Here is a 19,163-nt window from a genome sequence, read left to right as displayed (position 1 = left end):
AGGCTCTGACGTGCTGTGGCAACAAATCTTGTTCTGGGTTTGCGCCGTCGGCGCGGTCTTGACCGGCGTCGCGGTGTTCCGGGTCGATTCGATGGCGCGGGCGACCTTCGCGCTCCTGGCGTCGTTCGTGTTCGCCGCCGGCACGATCGTGCTGCTGAACCTGACCTACCTCGGCGTGCTGGTCGTCCTGATGATGATCATGGAGATGGTCATCATGGTGGTCTTCATGCTGATGTACATGATGAATCCGGCGGGTTTGATGCCGATGACGATGGTGCACAACCAAAAGGGTTCGCTCGCGATCGCGCTGGGCACCTTCGTCCTGCTCACGGCCGGAGTCCTGCTGGTCCCCTGGCCGTCGGCATCCGGCGCGCCGCCTCCCGACCCGACCCGCGCTCTCGGTGAAGCCCTGATGGGTTCGAAGATGCTGGTGATGATGGTGCTCGGACTGGCGCTGTTCGCGACGATGGTCGCGACCGTCGTCCTGGCCACGAACCGCGGCCGCTATGACCGGTACGGCGACGAACTGGACGCCCGCAAGCCCGACGATCCGGTGCGCGGAGGTCTTCGCCGATGACCCTGCAGGCCTTCCTGATCTTCGCGTCCGCCCTGTTCTGTGTCGGGCTCTACGGCGCGCTGTCCCAGCAGTCGATCGTGATGCTCATGATGGGCTTGGAGCTCATGGTCAACGGGGTCATCGTCGCCGCGTGCGCCTTCTGGTACTTCACCTCGCCCGACCGCCCCGACGGTCAGGTCCTCGTGCTCGTCGCCGTCACCGCCATGGCTGTCGAGATGGCCGCCGGCTTCGCCGTGACCACGGCCATCTTCCGGCGGCGTGACGCGGACTTGACCGACTCAGCCGCGGATCTCAAGGGCTGACGCGCATGACGCTCTGGCTCCTGGTGAGTGTGCCCGTCGTCGTCGGCGCCGTCCTGCTCCTGTGCGGGCGGGCCGCGGACCGCGTCGCCGCGCCTGTCGCGATCGGCGCCGCCGGCCTGACGCTCGGACTCGCCGTCGCGACCGCGGTCGTGCGGCCTTCGGTGTCGGCTCCCCTGCTCGACAGCCTGCGGGCAGGGCTGACGGTCGACGGGTTGTCGGCCGTGATGGTGCTGACCGTCTGCGTGATCTTCCTGGCGGTGGTGGTGTTCGCGACCGGCGAGTTCGGCCCGGAGGAAGCGCGCGGGCGGTTCTTCGGGCTGATGCTCGTCTTCGCCGGCGCGATGCTGGTGACGGTCACCGCGACCGGCTTGGTCGTGCTCCTCATGGCGTGGGAGGTCATGGGGGCGACGTCGTACGCGCTGATCGCGTTCTGGTGGCGAGACACCGAGCGGGTGAGTTCCGGGTCGGTGGCCTTCCTGACCACCCGGACCGCGGATCTCGGGCTGTACCTGGCGGCGGGCGCCGCGCTCGCCGGTGGGGTCGAAGGGCTCGAACTCGCCGGTCTGCCCTCAGCGGCCGGAGGGTGGCGGGACGCGGTCACGGCCGGAATCGTGCTGGCGGCACTGGGGAAATCGGCCCAGTTGCCGTTCAGCTTCTGGCTGGCGCGGGCGATGGCGGGCCCCAGTCCGGTGTCCGCGCTGCTGCATTCGGCGACGATGGTGGCAGCGGGTGCCTACCTGCTGCTTCGGCTGAATCCACTCTTGACCACCTCCGGGTGGGCCGGGCCCGTTGTCGCGTGGATCGGTGTCCTCACCGCGCTGGCGCTGGGCGCCGTGGCGCTGGTGCAGCGTGATCTCAAGCAGTTGCTGGCCGCGTCGACCTGTTCGCAGATCGGCTTCATGGTCGTCGCCGCGGGGACCGGCGGAGTGGACGCGGGTACCGGGCAACTGATCGCCCACGCGGCGACCAAGAGTCTGCTCTTCCTCGCCGCAGGGGCTTGGCTCACCTCCTTGGGCACCAAGGATCTCGGTGACTTGCGCGGCGCCGCAAGAAGGCATCCTCTCGTCGGGACCACGTTCACCGTCGGCGCACTGGCCCTGGCCGGGATACCGCCTCTGTCCATCTGGGTCACCAAGGACGCAGTCCTCGCGTCCTCCCTGCACTCGTCCGTGCCTCTGTACATCGCCGGTCTGGCGGCCGCCGCGGTGAGCGGCGCCTACGTCGGACGGGCGCTCGTGGTCGTCTGGCTCAAGGACCCTGAGCCGATGCCGGCCGTCCGGGTCAGCGTCTTGTCCCAGCTCCCTCTCCCCCTGCTCGCCGCGGCCGCGACGCTGCTCGGTCTGGGCGGGCTGCCCGGCCCCGCGACGGAATTCGCGCGGTTCCTGGGGGTCACCGAACCGGTCTCGGCGTCGTGGTGGGAGCTGGCGCTGTCCGGGTTGCTGGCCGTCGCGGCGGTCGCCGCGGCCTCACGGTGGCCGGCCGGTCGCACGACGAACCGCGAGAATCGCCTGCTCGTGGATTGGCTTTGGCTGCAACGGCTGACCCAGTCGGTGGTGGTCCGCCCCACGACACGTCTGGCGGTCGCGCTCGCGGCCTTCGACGACCGGGTCGTGGACGGCGGTGTGCGGGTCGCGGCCGCGTCCGGGGCGTTCGTGTCCCGCGTCGCCAACGCCCGCGTCGAGGTCTCGGTCGAATCCGTCGTCGGCGCTGTCACGAGGTCGGCTCGGGCGCTGGGCCGCGCCGCCCGCCGCCCCCAGACCGGCCAGCTGCACCAGTACTACGCGCAGGCCATCGTCGCCCTGGCTGTGCTCGTTGCCCTTCTTCTGATCGTGAGGTGAGGCGTGCTCAGCGTCGTCGTGTTCCTGCCGGTGGCCGTCGCGGTGGCGTTGCTGGCCGTGCCGCGAGCATCCGACCAGGTAGTCCGCTGGACGTGGGTGGGCGCCGCCGCGGTGGATCTCGCGCTCGTCGTGGTGCTGTGGGCCGGGTTCGCTCCGTCGCCGACCGGCTTCGCCTACGAGACGAACGTGCGGTGGATCCCCAGCGTCAGCTCGGGCTATCACATCGGCGTCGACGGTCTCAGCCTGCCGCTGGTGGCACTGAGCGCGGTGCTGTTCCTGGCCTGCGCGGTGTATTCCTTCCGGGACAGTGACCGGCTTCGGTCCTATGCCTCGCTGTTCCTGTTCCTGCAGACCGTGTGTCTCGGCCTGTTCGTCGCGCTGGACCTGATCCTGTTCTTCGTCTTCTTCGATCTGTCCATTGTGGGCATGTACTTCGTGATCGCCGGCTGGGGACATCGCGATGCCGCCCGCGCGGCGGTCAAGTTCTTCCTCTACACCTTCCTCGGCTCGCTCGCCTTGTTGCTGGGTTTCATCGGGCTCTACCTGTCGGCGACACCGCACACCTTCGACATGATCGAGCTCGCCCGGCAGACTCCGTTGGCGGGCAAGGGATTCGCCGCCGCGGCAGTGCTGGCCGCACTGGGCATCGGTTTCGCCATCAAGACACCGACCGTGCCGTTTCACACCTGGTTGCCGCCCGCGCATACCGAGGCTCCGGCGGCGGGCTCGGCGATCCTCGCGGGCGTACTACTGAAAATGGGCACCTACGGATTCGTGCGGATCGCCATGCCCATGCTGCCGGACGCCTGGCGCCGCTACGCGATGGTCTTCGTGATCGTCGGGGTGGTGAGCGTGCTGTACGGCGCCTTGGTCGCCTTGGCACAGCAGGATTTCAAACGAATGATCGCGTACACGTCGGTCAACCACATGGGCTATGTGGTGCTCGCCGTCGGTGCCGCCGGTGTCGTCGCGGATTCGGCGACGCAAGCACGCGAGCTCGCCGTGACCGGAGCGGTGACTCAGATGGTCAGCCACGGACTGATCACCGGCGCCTTGTTCCTGCTCTCCGGCGTTCTCCACGACCGTGGCGGGACCTACGAGATGGATCGCTACGGCGGGCTCGCCGGATCGGCACCGAAGTTCGCCGGCCTCGTCGCACTGGGCGCGTTCGGTTCCCTCGGCCTGCCCGGGTTCTCCGGCTTCATCGCGGAGTTCCAGATCTTCACCGGCTCGCTCGGCGGTGTCCCCGTGTCCACCGCGCTGGCCTTCCTCGGCATCCTCATCACCGCGGCCTTGTTCCTGCGGGCCTTCCAGCGCATCTTCCTGGGAACGTTCAAATCTCCGGTCGACGGTGTCGCGGACCTCCGGGCCAACGAGACGTTGTCGATCGCCCCGTTGATGGCCGCCGCCATCGTTCTCGGCATCTTCCCCCGGTTCTTCCTCGACCTGGTCGAACCGGCCTCCCGCGCCGTCGTCACCCTCGTGGGCCGGTGAACCCGAGATGGAGATGATGAACGAGGACCCCAGCGCGCTGCTGCCCGAGATCATCCTCGCGGTCGCCGCCGTCCTGATCCTCCTCCTCGGCAGCCACCTGCCACGCAGGCGGCAATGGGTTACCCGAGCGCTCGCCGGCGTTGCCTGCGTCGCGGGGCTGGCGACGACAGTGTCCGCCTGGATGATGCCCGACCGCACGGTTTTCGGCGGCACGTATGCCCTCGACGTCGCCACACACGCGGTCCGGTTCATCATCCTCGTGTCGATTCTGCTGACCATCGGCCTGAGCACCGGCGAGATCGCCGGACACCGGCGCGAGAGCGAGTTCTACGTCCTCCTCCTGCTCGGCGCACTGGGCACGATCGTCCTCACCGGCGCCAACGACCTGATGCTGCTCTTCGCGGGCTACCTGCTCGCGAGCATCCCGCTCTACGCGCTGGCGGGATTCGGCAAGGACGACCAGGGCACCGAAGCCGCCCTGAAGTACTACCTGCTCGGCGCCCTGCTCGGAGTCGTGACGCTGGCCGGGATCACGGTCCTGCTCGGCGTAGGCGGCGCCACCCGCTATCCCGAACTCCGCGAAGGGCTGATGAACGCGCCCGCCGCCGCCGTCGCCATCGGCGCGGTCGCCACCCTCGCCGGACTGCTGTTCAAGATCGGCGCGGTCCCCGCGCACTTCTGGGTCCCCGACGTGACCGAAGGTTCGCGCCCACCCGTCGCCGCTTTCCTCACCACGGTGCCCAAGATCGGCGCTGTGGCCGCCACCTACCGGCTGGTGTCCGAGGCCTTGCCCGCGACCACGGTCGACTGGCCGCTGCTGATCGGCATCATCGCGGCGGCGAGCATGACCCTCGGCAATCTGGCCGCGTTCTTCCAAACCAACGTCCGCCGCCTGCTGGCCTACTCGACGATCAGCCAGGTCGGCTATCTGCTGATGGCGGTCGCGGTGGCCACCCGCGCCGATCTCGCCCTGCCGAGTCTGTTGTTCTACCTGGGGGCTTACGCCATCACGAACCTCGGCGCGTTCGCCGTCGTGTGCGCCCTGCCCGCCATTACCACGCTCACCGGCTATCGCGGGCTCATCGGCCGACGGCCCGCCCTCGCCTTCAGCCTCGTCGTCTGCCTGCTCGGCTTGGTCGGCACCCCGCCGACAGCCGTCTTCTTCGGAAAGCTGACCATCTTCACCGCCGCCCTCGACGGCGGCTTCGGCTGGCTGCTCGTCCTCGCCGCGATCAACACCGTGGCCAGCCTGTTCTATTACCTGCGCTGGATCGCGCCTGCCTTCCGGCGCGGCGAAGACGATCTGGGCGATTTGACACCCGAGCGGTGGGCCGCGTCCACCGCGTACACGGCCGCCGCACTGTCCTTGCTGCTCGGGCCGGTGTCAGGCCTGGTGCTCGCAGCACTCGGCGGCGGCCTCACCTCGATGTGACGACTCCGCGGTTGTCCAACTAAGACGGATCGCAGATACGGCACCTCGTGGGGTGGACGCGGTTTCCTTCCGGCCAGGGTGGGTATGCGCAGGGAGATCACCTGACCCGACCACCGCGAGGAGGAGACATGACCCAGTCCGCGGAGATGCTCGAGACCTATCCGGCCGATCTCGGCCAGGTGGATCGAGGCAAGCTGGCTCGCTGCATCGACGAGTGCTTCACCTGTGCGCAAACCTGTACCGCCTGCGCGGACGCCTGTCTGAGCGAGGACATGGTGGCGGAGCTGACGAAATGCATCCGCACCAACCTCGATTGTGCGGAAATCTGCTCCACCACGGGGAACGTACTGTCCCGGCATACCGGCTACGACGCGAATCTGACCAAAGCGTTGCTCGAGGCCTGTGAGATGGCCTGCAAAGCCTGTGGAGACGAATGCGCACGTCACGCGGAGCATCACGAGCACTGCCGCATCTGCGCGGAGACCTGCCGGCGTTGCGAACAGGCCTGCCGTGACCTGCGGTCTTCACTGGGCTGAATACCCGACAGGGCCGGTGGTCGAGCGCTTCGGCTCGATCATCGGCCCTGTCGTGGTACAGGGGGTCACCCCACCGCCGCCGCGTCCTGCCCCTTCTCCGCCGGTGTCTTGGCCGGCTGCCGAAGTGTGACCAGCGCGAGCAGGGCGCCGACCACCGCGATGCCCGCGGCGCCGAGGAACGCTGCCGAGAACCCGTCGGTCAGGGCGATTGGGTTTCCGATCGCGCCTGCGCCGAACGAGATGCCGACCGCGGTCATCGCGGCGAGGCCGAGCGCCGAGCCGACCTGGTACGAGGTGTTGACGATGCCTGCCGCGAGACCGCCTTCCTCGGGTCGCGCGCTGGAGATCGCGGTGCCGAGCGACGGGATGAACGCGAGCGCCTGTCCGAGCGCGGCCACCAGCGACGCGGGCAGTACATCGACGACGAAGTTCCCCGTCGGGCTGACGAAGGACAGCCACACGAGGCCCGCCGCCAAGGCGACGAGACCGCCGAAGATCATCGTCTTGAACCCGAATCGCGCGATCAGCCGCGGTGCGACCGCCACCATCAGGACCACGATCAGCACGGTCATCGGCAGCAGCGCCGCGCCGCTGGCGAAGGCGCCGTATCCGAGGACCTGCTGCAGGTACAGGTTGAGGAAGTACCACATCGGGATCCACGCCGCGCCGAGCAGGAACTGGGCGAGGTTCGCCCCGCCGAGGTTCGGCGTGCGGAAGATGCCCAGCCGGACCAGCGGCACCTTCCGGGCCCGCTGGATGCCCACGAACACGGCCAGCAGTGCCACCGCGCCGGCGAGCGGGATCCACGTCGAGGCCGAGCCCCACCCGGTCTCGGGCGCCCGGACCACCGCGAACACGGCCAGCGCCAGGCCCGCCGTCACCGCCACCGCGCCGGCGACGTCCACCGAACCGCGCCGTGCCGGAGCCGACGGCATCAGCCGCGCGGTGGCGACGATCGCGAGCAGCGAGATCGGCACGTACAGCCAGAAGATCCACGGCCAGGACAGCCATTCGGTGATCACGCCGCCCAGGAACACCCCGGCCGTGCCGCCGGCGGGAGCCGCGGCCCCGTAGAGCGCCAGCGCCTTCGGCAGCTCCTGCGGACGGTTACCGAACAGCATCATCAGCAGCGTCAAGGCCGACGGCGCGATCAAAGCCGCTCCCCCGCCCTGCAAAACGCGGCCGGCCAGCTCGACCCATGCCGTTCCCGCGACCGCGGCGACGACCGACCCGACCAGGGTGATCACCCAGCCGGCCGTGAACATCCGGCGCGCCCCGAACAGGTCGGACAGCCGACCGCCGAGCAGCAGCAAACCGCCCAGCGCGACCACGTAGGCGTTGAAGACCCAAGACAGATTTCCCGAAGTGAAGCCGAGATCGCTCTGCATCTTCGGCAGCGCGACCCCGATGATCGACGTGTCCATGATGACCATGAACTGCGCCAGGGCGATCAGCCCCAGACCCCACCACCGGCGGGGGTCCGCACTTGTCTCCGTCATGACGACCTCTCACTTTCCCAGTTACCCCTAGGGGGTATTGCCTGAAGCGACCATAGACCTCAGGGCAACGCGTCCGCAACTACCCTAGGGGGGTATATGAGTGAAGGCGGTCACAATGCTGGCTCGACTACTTTCGCCCCGGAGACGACAAGGGCGGACGTGGTCACGACCACGTCCGCCCTGTGCGGGGCTTTCTTGCTATGCCTGGATTCCGCTCCGGAACCGGCGGAGCCGCAGGCTGTTGCTGACGACGAACACCGACGAGAAGGCCATCGCCGCTCCCGCGATCATCGGGTTCAGCAGCCCGAGGGCGGCCAGTGGCAGGGCTGCCACGTTGTAGGCGAACGCCCAGAACAGGTTTCCCTTGATGGTGCTCAAGGTCCGCCGCGACAGCCGGATCGCGTCGACCGCCGCTCGGAGGTCACCTCGCACCAGCGTGAGGTCGCTGGCTTCGATCGCGACGTCGGTGCCGGTGCCCATGGCGAGGCCGAGATCCGCCTGCGCCAGGGCCGCCGCGTCGTTGACGCCGTCACCGATCATGGCGACCACCCGGCCTTCGGACTGCAGCTTGGTGATGACGTCCACCTTGTCCTTCGGCAGGACTTCGGCGATCACCTCGTCGATCCCCACCTCGGCGGCGACCGCGCGAGCGGCGTCCTCGTTGTCACCGGTCAGCAGGACCGGCCGCAACCCGAGCGCCCGCAGTTCCCGGATGGCCTCGGCCGACGTCGGCTTCACCGTGTCGGCGACGACGAGAACGGCACGGGCTTTCCCGTCCCAGGCCACGGCGACCGCGGTCCGGCCCTGCTGCTCGGCCTCGAGTTTGGCTTTGGCCAGCTCGTCGTCGAGGTGGACACTCCACTGCTCCAGCAACGCGGTGCGGCCCACCAGCACGGCTTTGCCGTCCACGATCCCTTGCACACCAAGGCCTTCCTCGTTCCGGAAGTCCTCGACCTGCGGTAGCTCTCCCGCACGTTCTGCCGCGCCGGTGGCGATGGCCTTGGCGATCGGGTGTTCCGACGCGTGCTCCAGCGCTCCGGCGAGCAGCAAGGCTTCGATCTCGTCGGTGCCTTCGGCGACGTGGATGTCGATCAGGCTCATCCGGCCGGTGGTGACAGTGCCGGTCTTGTCCAGCACGACGGTGTCGACCTTGCGGGTGGATTCCAGCACTTCCGGGCCCTTGATCAGGATTCCGAGCTGGGCTCCGCGTCCGGTCCCGACCAGCAACGCGGTCGGCGTCGCCAGGCCGAGGGCGCACGGGCAGGCGATGATCAGGACCGCGACCGCGGCGGTGAACGCCGCCGCCGCACCGTTCCCGGCGCCCAGCCAGAATCCGAGCGTCGCCAGGGCGAGGGCGATGACGATCGGGACGAAGATCGCCGACACCCGATCGGCGAGGCGCTGCACCGCGGCCTTGCCGTTCTGCGCGTCCTCGACCAGCCGTGCCATCTGCGCGAGCTGCGTGTCCGAGCCGACGCGGGTGGCGCGGACGACCAGCCGTCCGCCGGCATTGACCGTGGCGCCGACGACCGTGTCACCGGGCCGGACCTCGACCGGCACGGACTCCCCGGTCAGCATGCTCGCGTCGACCGCGGAACTGCCCTCGGTGATGACGCCGTCGGTCGCGATCTTCTCCCCCGGCCGGACGACGAATTCGTCCCCCACCTGGAGATCGTCCACGCTGATCCGGACTTCACGGCCGTCCCGCAGGACGGCGACCTCTTTCGCGCCCAGTTCCAGCAGCGCACGGAGCGCCGCGCCGGAACGCCGCTTGGATCGGGCCTCGAAGTAGCGCCCGGCGAGGATGAAGGTCGTGACACCCGCCGCGACCTCGAGGTAGATGTTGCCGTCCCCGGCCATCCGCTCGACGGTGAACTCGAACCCGTGCTGCATCCCCGGCACCCCGGCGGTACCGAAGAAGAGCGCGTACAGCGACCACAGGAACGCGGCCACGACACCGAGCGAGATCAGCGTGTCCATGGTGGCCGCGCCATGCCGCAGGTTCGTCCACGCCGCTTTGTGGAATGGCCACGCGCCCCAGACCATGACCGGGCCCGCCAGCGCCAGCGAAAGCCACTGCCAGTAGGTGAACTGCAGAGCGGGCACCATGGCCAGCGCGATCACCGGGACGGTGAGCACTGTCGAGGTGATCAGCCGCTGCCGCAACGACCTTGTCGGATCGTCCTGCTCCGGCGTTGCCGACTCACCGGGCTCCGCCTTCTTCGGGGCCGGGACGGCCGCCGTGTAGCCCGTCTCTTCGACGACCTTGACCAGTTCCTCGGGGGTGAGGCCCGCCGGGAAGCTGACCTTGGCCTTCTCGGTGGCGTAGTTGACCGTCGCGGAGACGCCGTCGACCTTGTTCAGCTTCCGCTCGATCCGAGCGGCGCAGGAGGCGCACGTCATGCCACCGATGGACAGCTCGACCTGCTGCAGAGCGTCAGGCTGGATGTCTTGGGTTGGAGAACTCATCCCGCGCCTCCTTCGCTGTTGTGCGGGTGGGAAAAGAATCGCTGTACTTCTCGGGTGTTCAGCCGTGTCCGCCGTGACCGTCGTCCGCGGCGGACGTCGGAACGGGAGCCGGCGCGGCCGGGGCCGCCGTGCCGTCGGTGTCGAGGCTGAACTCGGCGGTCCGCACCTTGCCCTCGTGCTGGAAGTCGAGGAACAACCGGTAGCGACCGGCACTGGGGACCTCGACGGCGAACCCGATGTCCGGACCGGCCTTCGTCTTCCCGTCACCCGGTGTCCCGGTCGGATGGACGTGCAAGTACCCGAGGTCGGTGGCACGCAGCGCGACCAGGTGGCCGTACGCGCCGAGGTAGGGCTGGAGATTCGAGACCGGCTGACCGTTCTTGACGACCGTCGCGGTCACCGAAGATTCAGCACCCGCCTTGAGCACGCCATCCAGCCGGACCTCGTAACCATCCACTGTGGCCGTACGGGAGACCGGATACTCGACCGGCTCGTACTGGCCGGCGGTCTGGATGTCGGTGCCGAGCGTGGTGGCCACGCCGCCCGTGGGTTTGATGTCGGCGAAGACGCGGTAGCTGCCCGCGGTCGCCAGCCTCAACGGCGTGCTCCAAGTGCCGTCCGGTGCCATCTCGGGGTGCAGGTGCTGATACCCCGAGCCGTCCCGCCGTACGACGATGAAATGCAGCCGCTTCTCGTGCTCCACCTCGAACGAGGTGATCGGTGCCCCGTCGCGGCCCACGATCCGGAACTGGAACGGTTGCGCGTCGCCGATGGCCACCTTGGTACGCAAGGGTTCCAGGCGGTAGCCGTTGTCCTCGGCCGCCAGGCCCGGAACCTTCGTACTCGCCGGATCGGCGGAAGTTCCCTTGTCCGGCATGGCCATCTGCTCGGCGCCGATTGGCGAAGCGGGTTCACCGGACGGCCCGACCGCGGCACCGGCCGTCCAGGCCGCGCCGAAGACCAGGGCCAACGTGAGCCCGTACGCGGACATCTTCGTGGCTGTCCTCATGTCACTCTCCCTGAAAAGCCGGTGCTGGATCGTTGGAGTCGCGGTCAGCCGACGAGCTGGTAGCCAGCTTCTGTGACCGCTTCACGGACCTTCTCGTCGGGAAGCGGCTCTTCACTGGTGACGGTGACCTTTCCCGTGGGCAGGTCGACGTCCACCTTCTGCACGCCCGCGATCCCGCTGACCTCTTCGGTCACGGACATCACGCAGTGGCTGCAGGTCATTCCCTCGACGGTGTACACGGTTTCAGCCATCGTTCTCTCCTTCTCTGGGTTGGTGTTTTCAGGAACGCACGAGCCGGGCGATCGCGTCGCTGGCTTCGCGGATCTTCTCGTCGGTGTCCGCGCCGCCCTCCGCGATCGCATGGCGCACGCAGTGCTGCAGGTGCTCGTCGACCAACGACAGCGAGACGGCCTGGAGAGCCCGCGTCGCCGCCGAGATCTGCGTCAGCACGTCGATGCAGTACTTGTCTTCCTCGACCATGCGCTGCAGCCCGCGGATCTGTCCTTCGATCCGGCGCAGGCGACGCAGGTGCGCTTCCTTGTTGTCCGCGTACCCGTGCATCGTCTTCCTCCCGTGACTCCGGCTCACCGCGCGGCCGGCCCCTTCGGCCGGGGGAACGGTGCGCTCTTGTCACTATTTATACCCATGGGGGGTACCCGTGTCTACCCCTGAGGGGTATCCAAGCCCGTGGCGGCCGTCACAGGGGGCCGCCAAGGCAAGCTACCCGGGCGGGGTATGCAGAGTCGCAAGGCGATACGACCTGCGACGCGCAGTACTACCTAGGGTAGTAGATTTCACGTCGAGTGCTCCATCTCGCCCTTTTGTGCTCACGTCCCGAAGCCGGCGACCGCGCGCGACCAGCTACGACGGCCTATAGTATTGCGATCGGCACTGCGTGTGCCGCGTCCTGCACCGGACCCTCCCCCTTGACCGGCGCGGGATGGGTGGGCGCGGGCTCGGCCCGCGCCCACCACTCACTTACGCGGGCACCAGCTCGCCACTCAGCCTCCGGCTCCGGTCGAGCCGGCGTAGGCCGATCGCGCAGACGACCCCGAGCACGGTCAAGCCCAGCCACGGAATCTCCGGCCAACCCGCTCGCCGAGCCAGGTCGAAGACACTTCCGGTGAAGAAGTTGCCCAGCAGGATCCCCACTCCGACGATCGTGTTGTAGAAGCCGTAGTGCGTGGCGACCAGCCTGTCACCGGACAACCGCACGACGGTGTCCATCTCGAAGGGGAAGATGGCGACCGTGCCCACGGCCAGCAAGCCTGCCGAAATCAGCAACCCGATCCCCGCCGTGACGGGCCCGAAACGAGCGACGACCAGCGGCGCGACGAACGCCGCCGCCATGAGCGCCATCCCGACCGCCAGGCAGGTGCCCGGCGACCACCGGTTCCGGAACCACGCGGTGATCTTCAGCTGACCGGCGATCGCCAGCCCACCGGAGACGACGAACAGCCCGGCGATCAGGGCCGTGCTCGCCGTCTCGGACCCCGCGATCCGTCGCGCCTCCATCGGAAGAGCCAGGTACGTCTGGAAGGACAGCACGTAGGACCCGATCATCACGAGGGCGAAGAGCACGAAGGTACGGTTCGCGGCGACAGCACGCCACTCGGCCAGCACAGAGGTCCTTTTCTCCGGCTTCGCGTCCACGGCCTCATGCTTCGGCAGCGCGCGGACCTGGACCACGGTCAGAACGCCGAAGACCGCGGCGGCGACCAGACAGGTCATCCGGAAGTCCACCGCGGTCAAGGCCAGGCCGACCACCGGACCGGCAAGGATTCCGCCTTGGTAGAACACATTGAACACGGAGAACGCTTCGAGCCTGCGTTCGCCCGCGTCGGCCGCCAGATACGCGCGCACCGCCGGGTTGAACAATGCTCCGGCGAAACCGGTAGCCGCGGAAGCGATGATCAGCGTCGGCAAGGACGACGTCACGCTCAACAGCGCGAACCCCGCCGTCCGCAGGACACAGCCCGCCACGATCAACGGCTTGTACCCGAACCGGTCCGCCAGCGTTCCCCCCACCAGGAACATGCCCTGCTGGGAGAAGTTGCGGACGCCCAGCACCAGACCGACGGCCCAGCCCGCGAGTCCGAGCGGCCCCGACAGATACCCGGCGAGGTACGGCATCAGCATGTAGAAGCCGACGTTGATGGTGAACTGATTGACCATCAACAACTTGCTCGGCCGGTCGAAGGACCGGAACTTCTGGAGAAGCTGGGTCACCGCGCAGACCCCGCCAAGGCAGGGGAAGCGAGCGCTTCCGTGGTGGGATCGGCCACGGTGCGGCACCGGGTCCAGCGTTCGACGACCTTCTCGCCCGGGTGGGAAATGACCTCAGGCTCCGGCGGGGGCGCGACGTCGAGCAGCCCGTGTTCCAGGCAGTACTCGTCGTTGTAGACGGTGTCGAAGTAGCGCTGTGGGCCGTCCGGGAAGATCGCCGCGATGCGGACGTCCGGGTCCTGCGTGCGAGCCATCCAGGCGGCGACGAGCGCGACGGCACCCACGCTCCACCCGCCGGTGGCGTACTGGGCGGCGGCGAGCCGACGGCAGGTCCAGACCGCCTCGGCCGGGGCGACCCAATGGACCTCGTCGAACGCGTCGTAGTCGACGTTGCGCGGATGAATGCTCGACCCGAGCCCGCGCATCAGCCGTGAAGTGGCAGGCTGCCCGAAGATCGTCGACCCGATCGTGTCCACGCCGATCAACCGCAGGTGCGGGAAGTAGCGCTGGAGATTCCGGAAGGTGCCCGCGGAATGCCCGCCGGTGCCGACCGAGCACACGAGAATGTCGACGCGGCCGAGTTGGGCGGCGAGTTCGTCGGCCAGCGAGGCGTAGGCGGCGACGTTGTCCGGGTTGTTGTACTGATCCGGGCACCAGGCACCGGTCTCCTCGTCGAGCAACTGCTGGACGCGGTCGCGCCGGGCCTGCTGCCAGCCTCCGGTCGGATGCGGTTCGGCGACGAGCTCGACCCGGGTTCCGTGAGCGGTCAGCATGCGCCGGACGATGGGTTCCATCCCCGGGTCCGTGACGAGGGTGACCGGGTGGCCGTGGACGATACCGGCCAGGGCGAGGCCCAGCCCCAACGTGCCGCTGGTCGATTCGACGATCGTGGCGCCGTCCTCGAGGTCGCCACGCGCTTTGGCCTCGCCCACCATGTGCAGCGCGGGCCGGTCTTTCATCCCACCGGGATTGAACCCTTCGAGCTTGGCCCAGAACCCTTTTCCTGAATCGGTCAGCTGCTGGTCGATCCACAACACCGGGGTGTTGCCGACGGCGAGTGCGGGTGACACGCAGCGAGCAGCCGTGCTGAGCAGTCGGGACGGCGTGATCGACGCGGTGCGCGACCGATCAGAAGGCAGCAATACGCTCATCAACGATTGTCTTTCTGTGGTGTGTACGCGAAATGAAATGTGCGGTCCGGTGTTCCGGGCGCGACAGCCACCCCCTGGAACGGCTTTCTTCAGCCGCCCCGGGCTGTCAGTGGTCGCGATGCGGAGATACGGACGCGATCAGGTGCGTGACACACACAACTCGACGAGGACCCGTTGTCCACGCCGGTCGATGACGATCTGCCGCTGACTACTGTGAACGGCAACTGAACTGCCGAGGTAAGGGACCGCGAATCTCAGCGCTCCCGGCGGTGAATGCTCCTGCGGGACCGGCGCTCCATCGCTCCCGCGCGCCGCGACGGCGAACAGAGAACGGGAATGCTCGTGCCCGTCATCGTCCGGGCATGGCTCCTCGTGTGACGCCGGAAGAGCAGGCACCAATTCCGAATGATTTTCATGTGAGGCGAAATGTTCCTCGCCACAGGTCTCGATCTGCATACCCGCCACGACCAGTGCGCCCAGCAGCAGCAGGACCACAAAAGGTCGACGAAGAGTAGCGAGAAAGACACTCACAGTGCGCCACTGTAGCAAAGGATATGCACCTTCGGCCACGAATTCGCAAGGGAAAAACCACCCGACTCATTAGGGATACCGGTCAGGCACTTTTTGTTCCACTGTCCGGGAACATCGCCTGAACGTCGAATTCACACCATGACCCGACGATGCCACCGCACGTCAGACCCTACTAAGCAAGGTCGTAGCATGGCAGCCATGTCCACGACGGTGGAGGCCGCCGAGCCTCAACTCCCGAAGCGACGCGGTTCCGCGCGGCGGCGGCGAATTACCTCGATGGAGGTACTCTGCGCGGTGCTGATCCTGGCTTTGGTGACTCAGCAGTGGCTGGTCAGGGTCTTGGATGTCCCCGCGCTCCGAACGGGGTCGACGGTGTTCGTCGCGGTATGCGTGCAGGCGTTGCCGTTCCTCGTCCTCGGTGTGCTCGTCAGCGGCGCGATCGCGGCCTTCGTGTCACCCAAAGTGCTGAACCGGATCTTGCCGCGCCACGCCGCGGCGGCTGTTCCGGTGGCCGGCGCGGCCGGGATCGCGCTTCCCGGCTGCGAATGCGCCTCGATTCCGGTGGCCCGGCGCCTGATGCAGCAAGGCGTTCCGCAGGGGGCCGCCTTGACGTTCCTGCTGGCGGCGCCCGCCGTCAATCCCGTGGTGCTCGTCGCCACCGCGGTGGCGTTTCCCGGAAGACCGGAGATGGTGCTCGCCCGATTCAGTGCCTCCCTGCTCACCGCGATGATCGTGGGATGGCTTTGGGCCCGTTTCGGGCGCGCGGGCTGGATCGCCGAACGAGCTCTCCGTCGCTACGACACCGAGGCCGGGAAGTCCCGGTGGTCGACCTTCGCCGAGACCGCGCGCCATGACCTCGTCAGTGCCGGCGGCTTCCTGGTCCTGGGCGGTCTGACCGCGGCGGTGTTCAACGTCGCCATCCCGTCGTCGTGGCTGGAGTCCCTGGGCGGCGACGTGGTGCTCGCCACCGTGGTGCTGTCCGTGCTCGCCGTCGTGCTGGCGTTGTGCAGCCAGGCCGACGCGTTCGTCGCCGCGTCCATGTCGGCGTTGCCGCTGCTCCCCCGGCTCGTCTTCCTGGTCGTCGGCCCGGCGGTCGACGTCAAGCTGATCGCCCTGTACACCGGCACGTTCGGGCGCGGTTTCACCGCGCGATTCGTACCACTGGCGTTCCTCGTCGCCGTCGCCAGCGGAGTGGGCGCCGGTCTGCTCATTCTCGGAGGCGGGCAATGAGGCGTGAGACGCAGAACATCCTTTTGATGCTGCTCGGCGGCGCTCTGCTGAAAATCACCTTGGACGGCACCTATCTCCGGTACGTGAAACCCGCTCAGCAGCCTTGGCTGCTCGTCGCCAGCGCCGTGATGATGCTTCTCGCCGTCGCGGCCATCGTCAAGGACATCACGGATGCCCGCCGGCGTGCCCTTGCCGTCGCAAGCGAGGCCCCTGCCGCCGACGCGGCCTGCCACCCCGTCGACGGCGGCCCACACAGCCATCAAGCCCGCAGTGTCTGGATGCTCGTGCTCCCGGTGCTGGCGATCTTCCTGGTCGCACCCCCCGCACTGGGATCAGACTCGGTCAACCGCTCCGGCGGCCAGGGCGTCGCCGATGCGCAGAACCGGAAACTCTTGGTGAAGACCGCCTTTCCGCCGCTGCCCGCCGGTGACGTACTGCCGCTGAGGATGAGCGAAATGATCGCCAGGGCCGAATCGGATTCCACCAATTCCCTCAACGGCCGCACGCTGCAGCTGACCGGGTTCGTCGTTCACGGAGGGAAGAACGCCTACCTGGTACGGCTCGTCATCGCCTGTTGCGCGGCCGATGCTTCTCCGCTGAAGGTCAAGCTCGGCGGTGCCGGCCTTCCTCCGCTGAAGAACGACCAATGGATTCAGGTCACGGGCCGCGTCCGGCAGCAACCCGCGACTGAACCCACCGGTACGCCGATTCTCGATGTCACGGCGCTGAAGGTCGTCCCCGTTCCTGAAGAACCCTACGAATACTGAGGTTCCGTCCGCCAGAGGCGGCTCAGCGCGCAAGGAAGGGCTCCTTCCCCACGAACTGCGTGAAGAAGGAGCCCTCCACCCCGCGTCAGACAGGGCGCTGCGATTCGTTATCCGTTGAATCGGAAGACGTACAGGCCGAAGTCGCGGTCACTGGCCAGCACGTACTTCTGGCCCTTCTTGTCCTTCCACACCTCGACGCCCCAGAAGTTGTTGCCTCCCTGGTCGATGAAGGCGCCGACCTCCCGGATGCCACCCTTGCCGTACTCCACGACACGGAACCCCGCGGCGTAGTAGGAGATGTACGCGATCTTGCTATCGTCCGGATCCATCGCGACTTCGTGGACGGATAGGTCACCGAACCCGCGGGCGTAGGCAGGATCCTGGGACTCCGGGACCGCGTAGGTGTCGATCTGGCTGATCGAACCGGCTTTCCCACGCTGGTTCGGGATGTCGGTACTGAACAACCGGACGTAACCCCATCCGTCGAACACGGCCTTGATCGTGGTGGACACCGGCGCGGCCGCCGGTGCCGTCGCGGTCGCGCAGGCGTTCGCCTCCGTCACACCAGGCAGGCCGAGCAGCTGCAGCCCGGTCAGCCTGCTGACGAACACGTACGGGATCGTTCCGGTGGCGAGCATGGAGACCTGCTCGGCGCAATCGGTCCGGACGTTCTGGAACACTATGCCCGCCGAATAGCCCTTGGCCATGATGTTGTCGAGCTTTACCTGGAACGAGCACGTGCCACGTTCCACGAGCGCCGTTCCGGTACCCGCGGCCACGGCCGCCGGGTCACAAGCGTCGCCGACGAAGGTGACCGGTCCGCTGACAGAGCTGTTCTCGTCGATCTTGCGAGTGTCCGGTGCCTGGGTCGCGTTGTACTCGGTGCCGGCATAGGGACCGGAATCGATCTTCGCCACGATCTTGTACGGGTTGAAGTCCTCGTCGGTGCCGAGCATGAACTTCCTGTTCGGGGAAAGCTCCGACTGGTGCGCGTTGCCTTCCGGCGCGACCTGCTGACCCCGTGCCAGCCGTTCCTCGTCGAGGGCGGCGTAGTCGCTTTCGGCGATCAGCGCAACTTTGCCCGGCTGCGGATCGGTGACGTCCAGCAGAACGTACCCGCCGTCCCAGTAGTTCACGTTCATCACGTAACGCTGGCCGATCTTCGTGACCATCATGTCGTGACTGAAGATCGAGGTCAGGTTCGCGGGTTTGGCCTGGTCGACGCCGAACAGCTTCGTCAGGTCCAACCCGTCGTTGACCATCACCGGGCGATAGGGGTCCGTGATGTCCAGGATGTCGACGTCCGTCAGCTCCTCATCGTCGACGAGGGCCACGTAGGTCTTTTTGTCGAAGTTGTTCGTCCACATCCGCATGCTGTGCGTCTGGTTCGGGCTCGTCTCGAGAGTGCCATCGGGCGCGGTGAAGTCACCGGTGTGCAGCGCCACGGACTTCGGATGCCGTGGATCGCTGACGTCCCAGAGCGAGATCCCGCCCGATTTCCCAGGCGCCGGTGTGGCGCCGGGGCAGGTTTCGTTCTGGTGCGCGAGCAGGTCGCCCTGGAAATAGCCGTTGTTGATGCGCTCGACCTGGATTCCCTCTCCGGCGTAGGAGCCGTCGCTGGTCGGGATGAACGCGCTGGTCACCTCGGTCGGCTGCGCGGGATTCGAGATGTCCATGACATGAACGCCGGTCTTCTCGCACGTCGGCTCACGGAACCCGGTCAGGTAGGCGTAGTCGCCGAACGCGGTGACATCCGCGACGCGGCCGGTGTTTCCCGCCCCGGACGGATTGGTGACCGCACCCTTGCCCACCAGCTGCACATTCCGGTTGACCGGCGGCAGATGCCCCTCGGTTCCGTTGTGCTGCTTGTACAAACCATCGGCGACGCCCTCTCCGGGGAAATCCTCCCGTCCGCCGCCCTGGTCCGGGTGCGCGCTCACCGCACCCGATGTCAATCCACCCAGTACCACTACGATTACACTTAGTAGAGCTAGGCGATGAACGCCTCGTCTTCGCTGAACCCGCATCGCTGCCTCCGGATTGGACGGTCCTCCAGCGAGAGGACCCTACGTCCGGAATTCGCGCTCCGGAAGCCGTCTTTC

General features: G+C 67.5%; 17 protein-coding genes. 8 read left to right on the top strand and 9 right to left on the bottom strand.

Annotated elements, in window-relative coordinates; genetic code table 11:
* Positions 1–13 precede the first annotated feature (13 nt).
* The 6 genes from ACZ3HL_RS00670 to ACZ3HL_RS00645 all read left to right on the top strand — a co-directional run bounded on the left by ACZ3HL_RS00670 (position 14) and on the right by ACZ3HL_RS00645 (position 6,179).
* On the top strand, positions 14–577 hold the full coding sequence (locus tag ACZ3HL_RS00670; protein WP_465529065.1) for an NADH-quinone oxidoreductase subunit J family protein: 564 nt from the start codon (positions 14–16) through the stop codon (positions 575–577).
* Positions 574–879: an NADH-quinone oxidoreductase subunit NuoK gene (gene nuoK, locus ACZ3HL_RS00665; RefSeq protein ID WP_465527812.1), complete on the top strand. Its 306-nt coding sequence runs from the start codon at positions 574–576 to the stop codon at positions 877–879. The genes ACZ3HL_RS00670 and nuoK overlap by 4 nt, the downstream gene beginning before the upstream one ends.
* A gap of 5 nt (positions 880–884) precedes the next feature.
* Positions 885–2,717, top strand: a complete 1,833-nt coding sequence (locus ACZ3HL_RS00660) for an NADH-quinone oxidoreductase subunit 5 family protein (protein WP_465527810.1) — start codon at positions 885–887, stop codon at positions 2,715–2,717.
* Positions 2,718–2,720: 3 nt separating this feature from the next.
* Complete coding sequence (locus tag ACZ3HL_RS00655) at positions 2,721–4,211, top strand: complex I subunit 4 family protein (protein ID WP_465527808.1); 1,491 nt, start codon at positions 2,721–2,723, stop codon at positions 4,209–4,211.
* 7 nt (positions 4,212–4,218) lie between these two features.
* A complete protein-coding gene (locus tag ACZ3HL_RS00650; RefSeq protein ID WP_465527806.1) occupies positions 4,219–5,643 on the top strand; it encodes an NADH-quinone oxidoreductase subunit N in 1,425 nt (474 codons plus the stop codon).
* Between the two features lie 128 nt (positions 5,644–5,771).
* The gene (locus tag ACZ3HL_RS00645; RefSeq protein ID WP_465527804.1) at positions 5,772–6,179 is read left to right on the top strand and encodes a four-helix bundle copper-binding protein; all 408 of its coding nucleotides are present in this window, start codon (positions 5,772–5,774) and stop codon (positions 6,177–6,179) included.
* Positions 6,180–6,244: 65 nt separating this feature from the next.
* Here ACZ3HL_RS00645 and ACZ3HL_RS00640 read toward each other — a convergent pair whose 3' ends face one another.
* The 8 genes from ACZ3HL_RS00640 to ACZ3HL_RS00605 form a co-directional block, all read right to left on the bottom strand.
* The gene (locus tag ACZ3HL_RS00640) at positions 6,245–7,678 is read right to left on the bottom strand and encodes an MFS transporter (protein ID WP_465527802.1); all 1,434 of its coding nucleotides are present in this window, start codon (positions 7,676–7,678) and stop codon (positions 6,245–6,247) included.
* A gap of 198 nt (positions 7,679–7,876) precedes the next feature.
* Positions 7,877–10,147, bottom strand: a complete 2,271-nt coding sequence (locus ACZ3HL_RS00635) for a heavy metal translocating P-type ATPase (RefSeq protein WP_465527800.1) — start codon at positions 10,145–10,147, stop codon at positions 7,877–7,879.
* A gap of 58 nt (positions 10,148–10,205) precedes the next feature.
* Positions 10,206–11,156: a hypothetical protein gene (locus ACZ3HL_RS00630; RefSeq protein WP_465527798.1), complete on the bottom strand. Its 951-nt coding sequence runs from the start codon at positions 11,154–11,156 to the stop codon at positions 10,206–10,208.
* A gap of 44 nt (positions 11,157–11,200) precedes the next feature.
* Positions 11,201–11,407 (bottom strand): heavy-metal-associated domain-containing protein, encoded by a 207-nt coding sequence (locus ACZ3HL_RS00625; RefSeq protein ID WP_465527796.1) that lies wholly within the window; start codon positions 11,405–11,407, stop codon positions 11,201–11,203.
* A gap of 28 nt (positions 11,408–11,435) precedes the next feature.
* Positions 11,436–11,717 (bottom strand): metal-sensitive transcriptional regulator, encoded by a 282-nt coding sequence (locus ACZ3HL_RS00620; protein WP_465527794.1) that lies wholly within the window; start codon positions 11,715–11,717, stop codon positions 11,436–11,438.
* Between the two features lie 417 nt (positions 11,718–12,134).
* A complete protein-coding gene (locus ACZ3HL_RS00615) occupies positions 12,135–13,331 on the bottom strand; it encodes an MDR family MFS transporter (RefSeq protein ID WP_465529063.1) in 1,197 nt (398 codons plus the stop codon).
* A gap of 50 nt (positions 13,332–13,381) precedes the next feature.
* Entirely contained in the window at positions 13,382–14,533 is a 1,152-nt protein-coding gene (locus tag ACZ3HL_RS00610) for a PLP-dependent cysteine synthase family protein (RefSeq protein ID WP_465527792.1), read from the bottom strand.
* Between the two features lie 138 nt (positions 14,534–14,671).
* Entirely contained in the window at positions 14,672–15,028 is a 357-nt protein-coding gene (locus tag ACZ3HL_RS00605; RefSeq protein ID WP_465527790.1) for a hypothetical protein, read from the bottom strand.
* A gap of 234 nt (positions 15,029–15,262) precedes the next feature.
* Here ACZ3HL_RS00605 and ACZ3HL_RS00600 point away from each other — a divergent pair, with 234 nt between their 5' ends.
* Positions 15,263–16,294, top strand: coding sequence for a permease (locus ACZ3HL_RS00600; protein WP_465527788.1), 1,032 nt, complete (start codon positions 15,263–15,265; stop codon positions 16,292–16,294).
* On the top strand, positions 16,291–17,061 hold the full coding sequence (locus ACZ3HL_RS00595; protein WP_465527786.1) for a TIGR03943 family putative permease subunit: 771 nt from the start codon (positions 16,291–16,293) through the stop codon (positions 17,059–17,061). The genes ACZ3HL_RS00600 and ACZ3HL_RS00595 overlap by 4 nt, the downstream gene beginning before the upstream one ends.
* Positions 17,062–17,168: 107 nt before the next feature.
* Here the strand turns inward: ACZ3HL_RS00595 and ACZ3HL_RS00590 are convergent, their stop codons facing one another.
* Entirely contained in the window at positions 17,169–19,001 is a 1,833-nt protein-coding gene (locus ACZ3HL_RS00590) for a PA domain-containing protein (RefSeq protein WP_465527784.1), read from the bottom strand.
* Positions 19,002–19,163 lie beyond the last annotated feature (162 nt).

Source organism: Amycolatopsis sp. NPDC000009 (genome assembly GCF_055563465.1).
The sequence above is the reverse complement of the archived record's forward strand: the minus strand, read 5'-3'. Positions and strand labels throughout refer to the sequence as shown.

Coding starts and splice junctions, on each gene's coding strand:
- nuoK (WP_465527812.1), top strand. CDS start 574: ATGACCCTGCAGGCCTTCCTGATCTTCGCGTCCGCCCTGTTCTGTGTC.
- ACZ3HL_RS00660 (WP_465527810.1), top strand. CDS start 885: ATGACGCTCTGGCTCCTGGTGAGTGTGCCCGTCGTCGTCGGCGCCGTC.
- ACZ3HL_RS00650 (WP_465527806.1), top strand. CDS start 4,219: ATGGAGATGATGAACGAGGACCCCAGCGCGCTGCTGCCCGAGATCATC.
- ACZ3HL_RS00645 (WP_465527804.1), top strand. CDS start 5,772: ATGACCCAGTCCGCGGAGATGCTCGAGACCTATCCGGCCGATCTCGGC.
- ACZ3HL_RS00640 (WP_465527802.1), bottom strand. CDS start 7,678: ATGACGGAGACAAGTGCGGACCCCCGCCGGTGGTGGGGTCTGGGGCTG.
- ACZ3HL_RS00635 (WP_465527800.1), bottom strand. CDS start 10,147: ATGAGTTCTCCAACCCAAGACATCCAGCCTGACGCTCTGCAGCAGGTC.
- ACZ3HL_RS00630 (WP_465527798.1), bottom strand. CDS start 11,156: ATGAGGACAGCCACGAAGATGTCCGCGTACGGGCTCACGTTGGCCCTG.
- ACZ3HL_RS00625 (WP_465527796.1), bottom strand. CDS start 11,407: ATGGCTGAAACCGTGTACACCGTCGAGGGAATGACCTGCAGCCACTGC.
- ACZ3HL_RS00620 (WP_465527794.1), bottom strand. CDS start 11,717: ATGCACGGGTACGCGGACAACAAGGAAGCGCACCTGCGTCGCCTGCGC.
- ACZ3HL_RS00615 (WP_465529063.1), bottom strand. CDS start 13,331: ATGGTCAATCAGTTCACCATCAACGTCGGCTTCTACATGCTGATGCCG.
- ACZ3HL_RS00610 (WP_465527792.1), bottom strand. CDS start 14,533: ATGAGCGTATTGCTGCCTTCTGATCGGTCGCGCACCGCGTCGATCACG.
- ACZ3HL_RS00600 (WP_465527788.1), top strand. CDS start 15,263: ATGTCCACGACGGTGGAGGCCGCCGAGCCTCAACTCCCGAAGCGACGC.
- ACZ3HL_RS00595 (WP_465527786.1), top strand. CDS start 16,291: ATGAGGCGTGAGACGCAGAACATCCTTTTGATGCTGCTCGGCGGCGCT.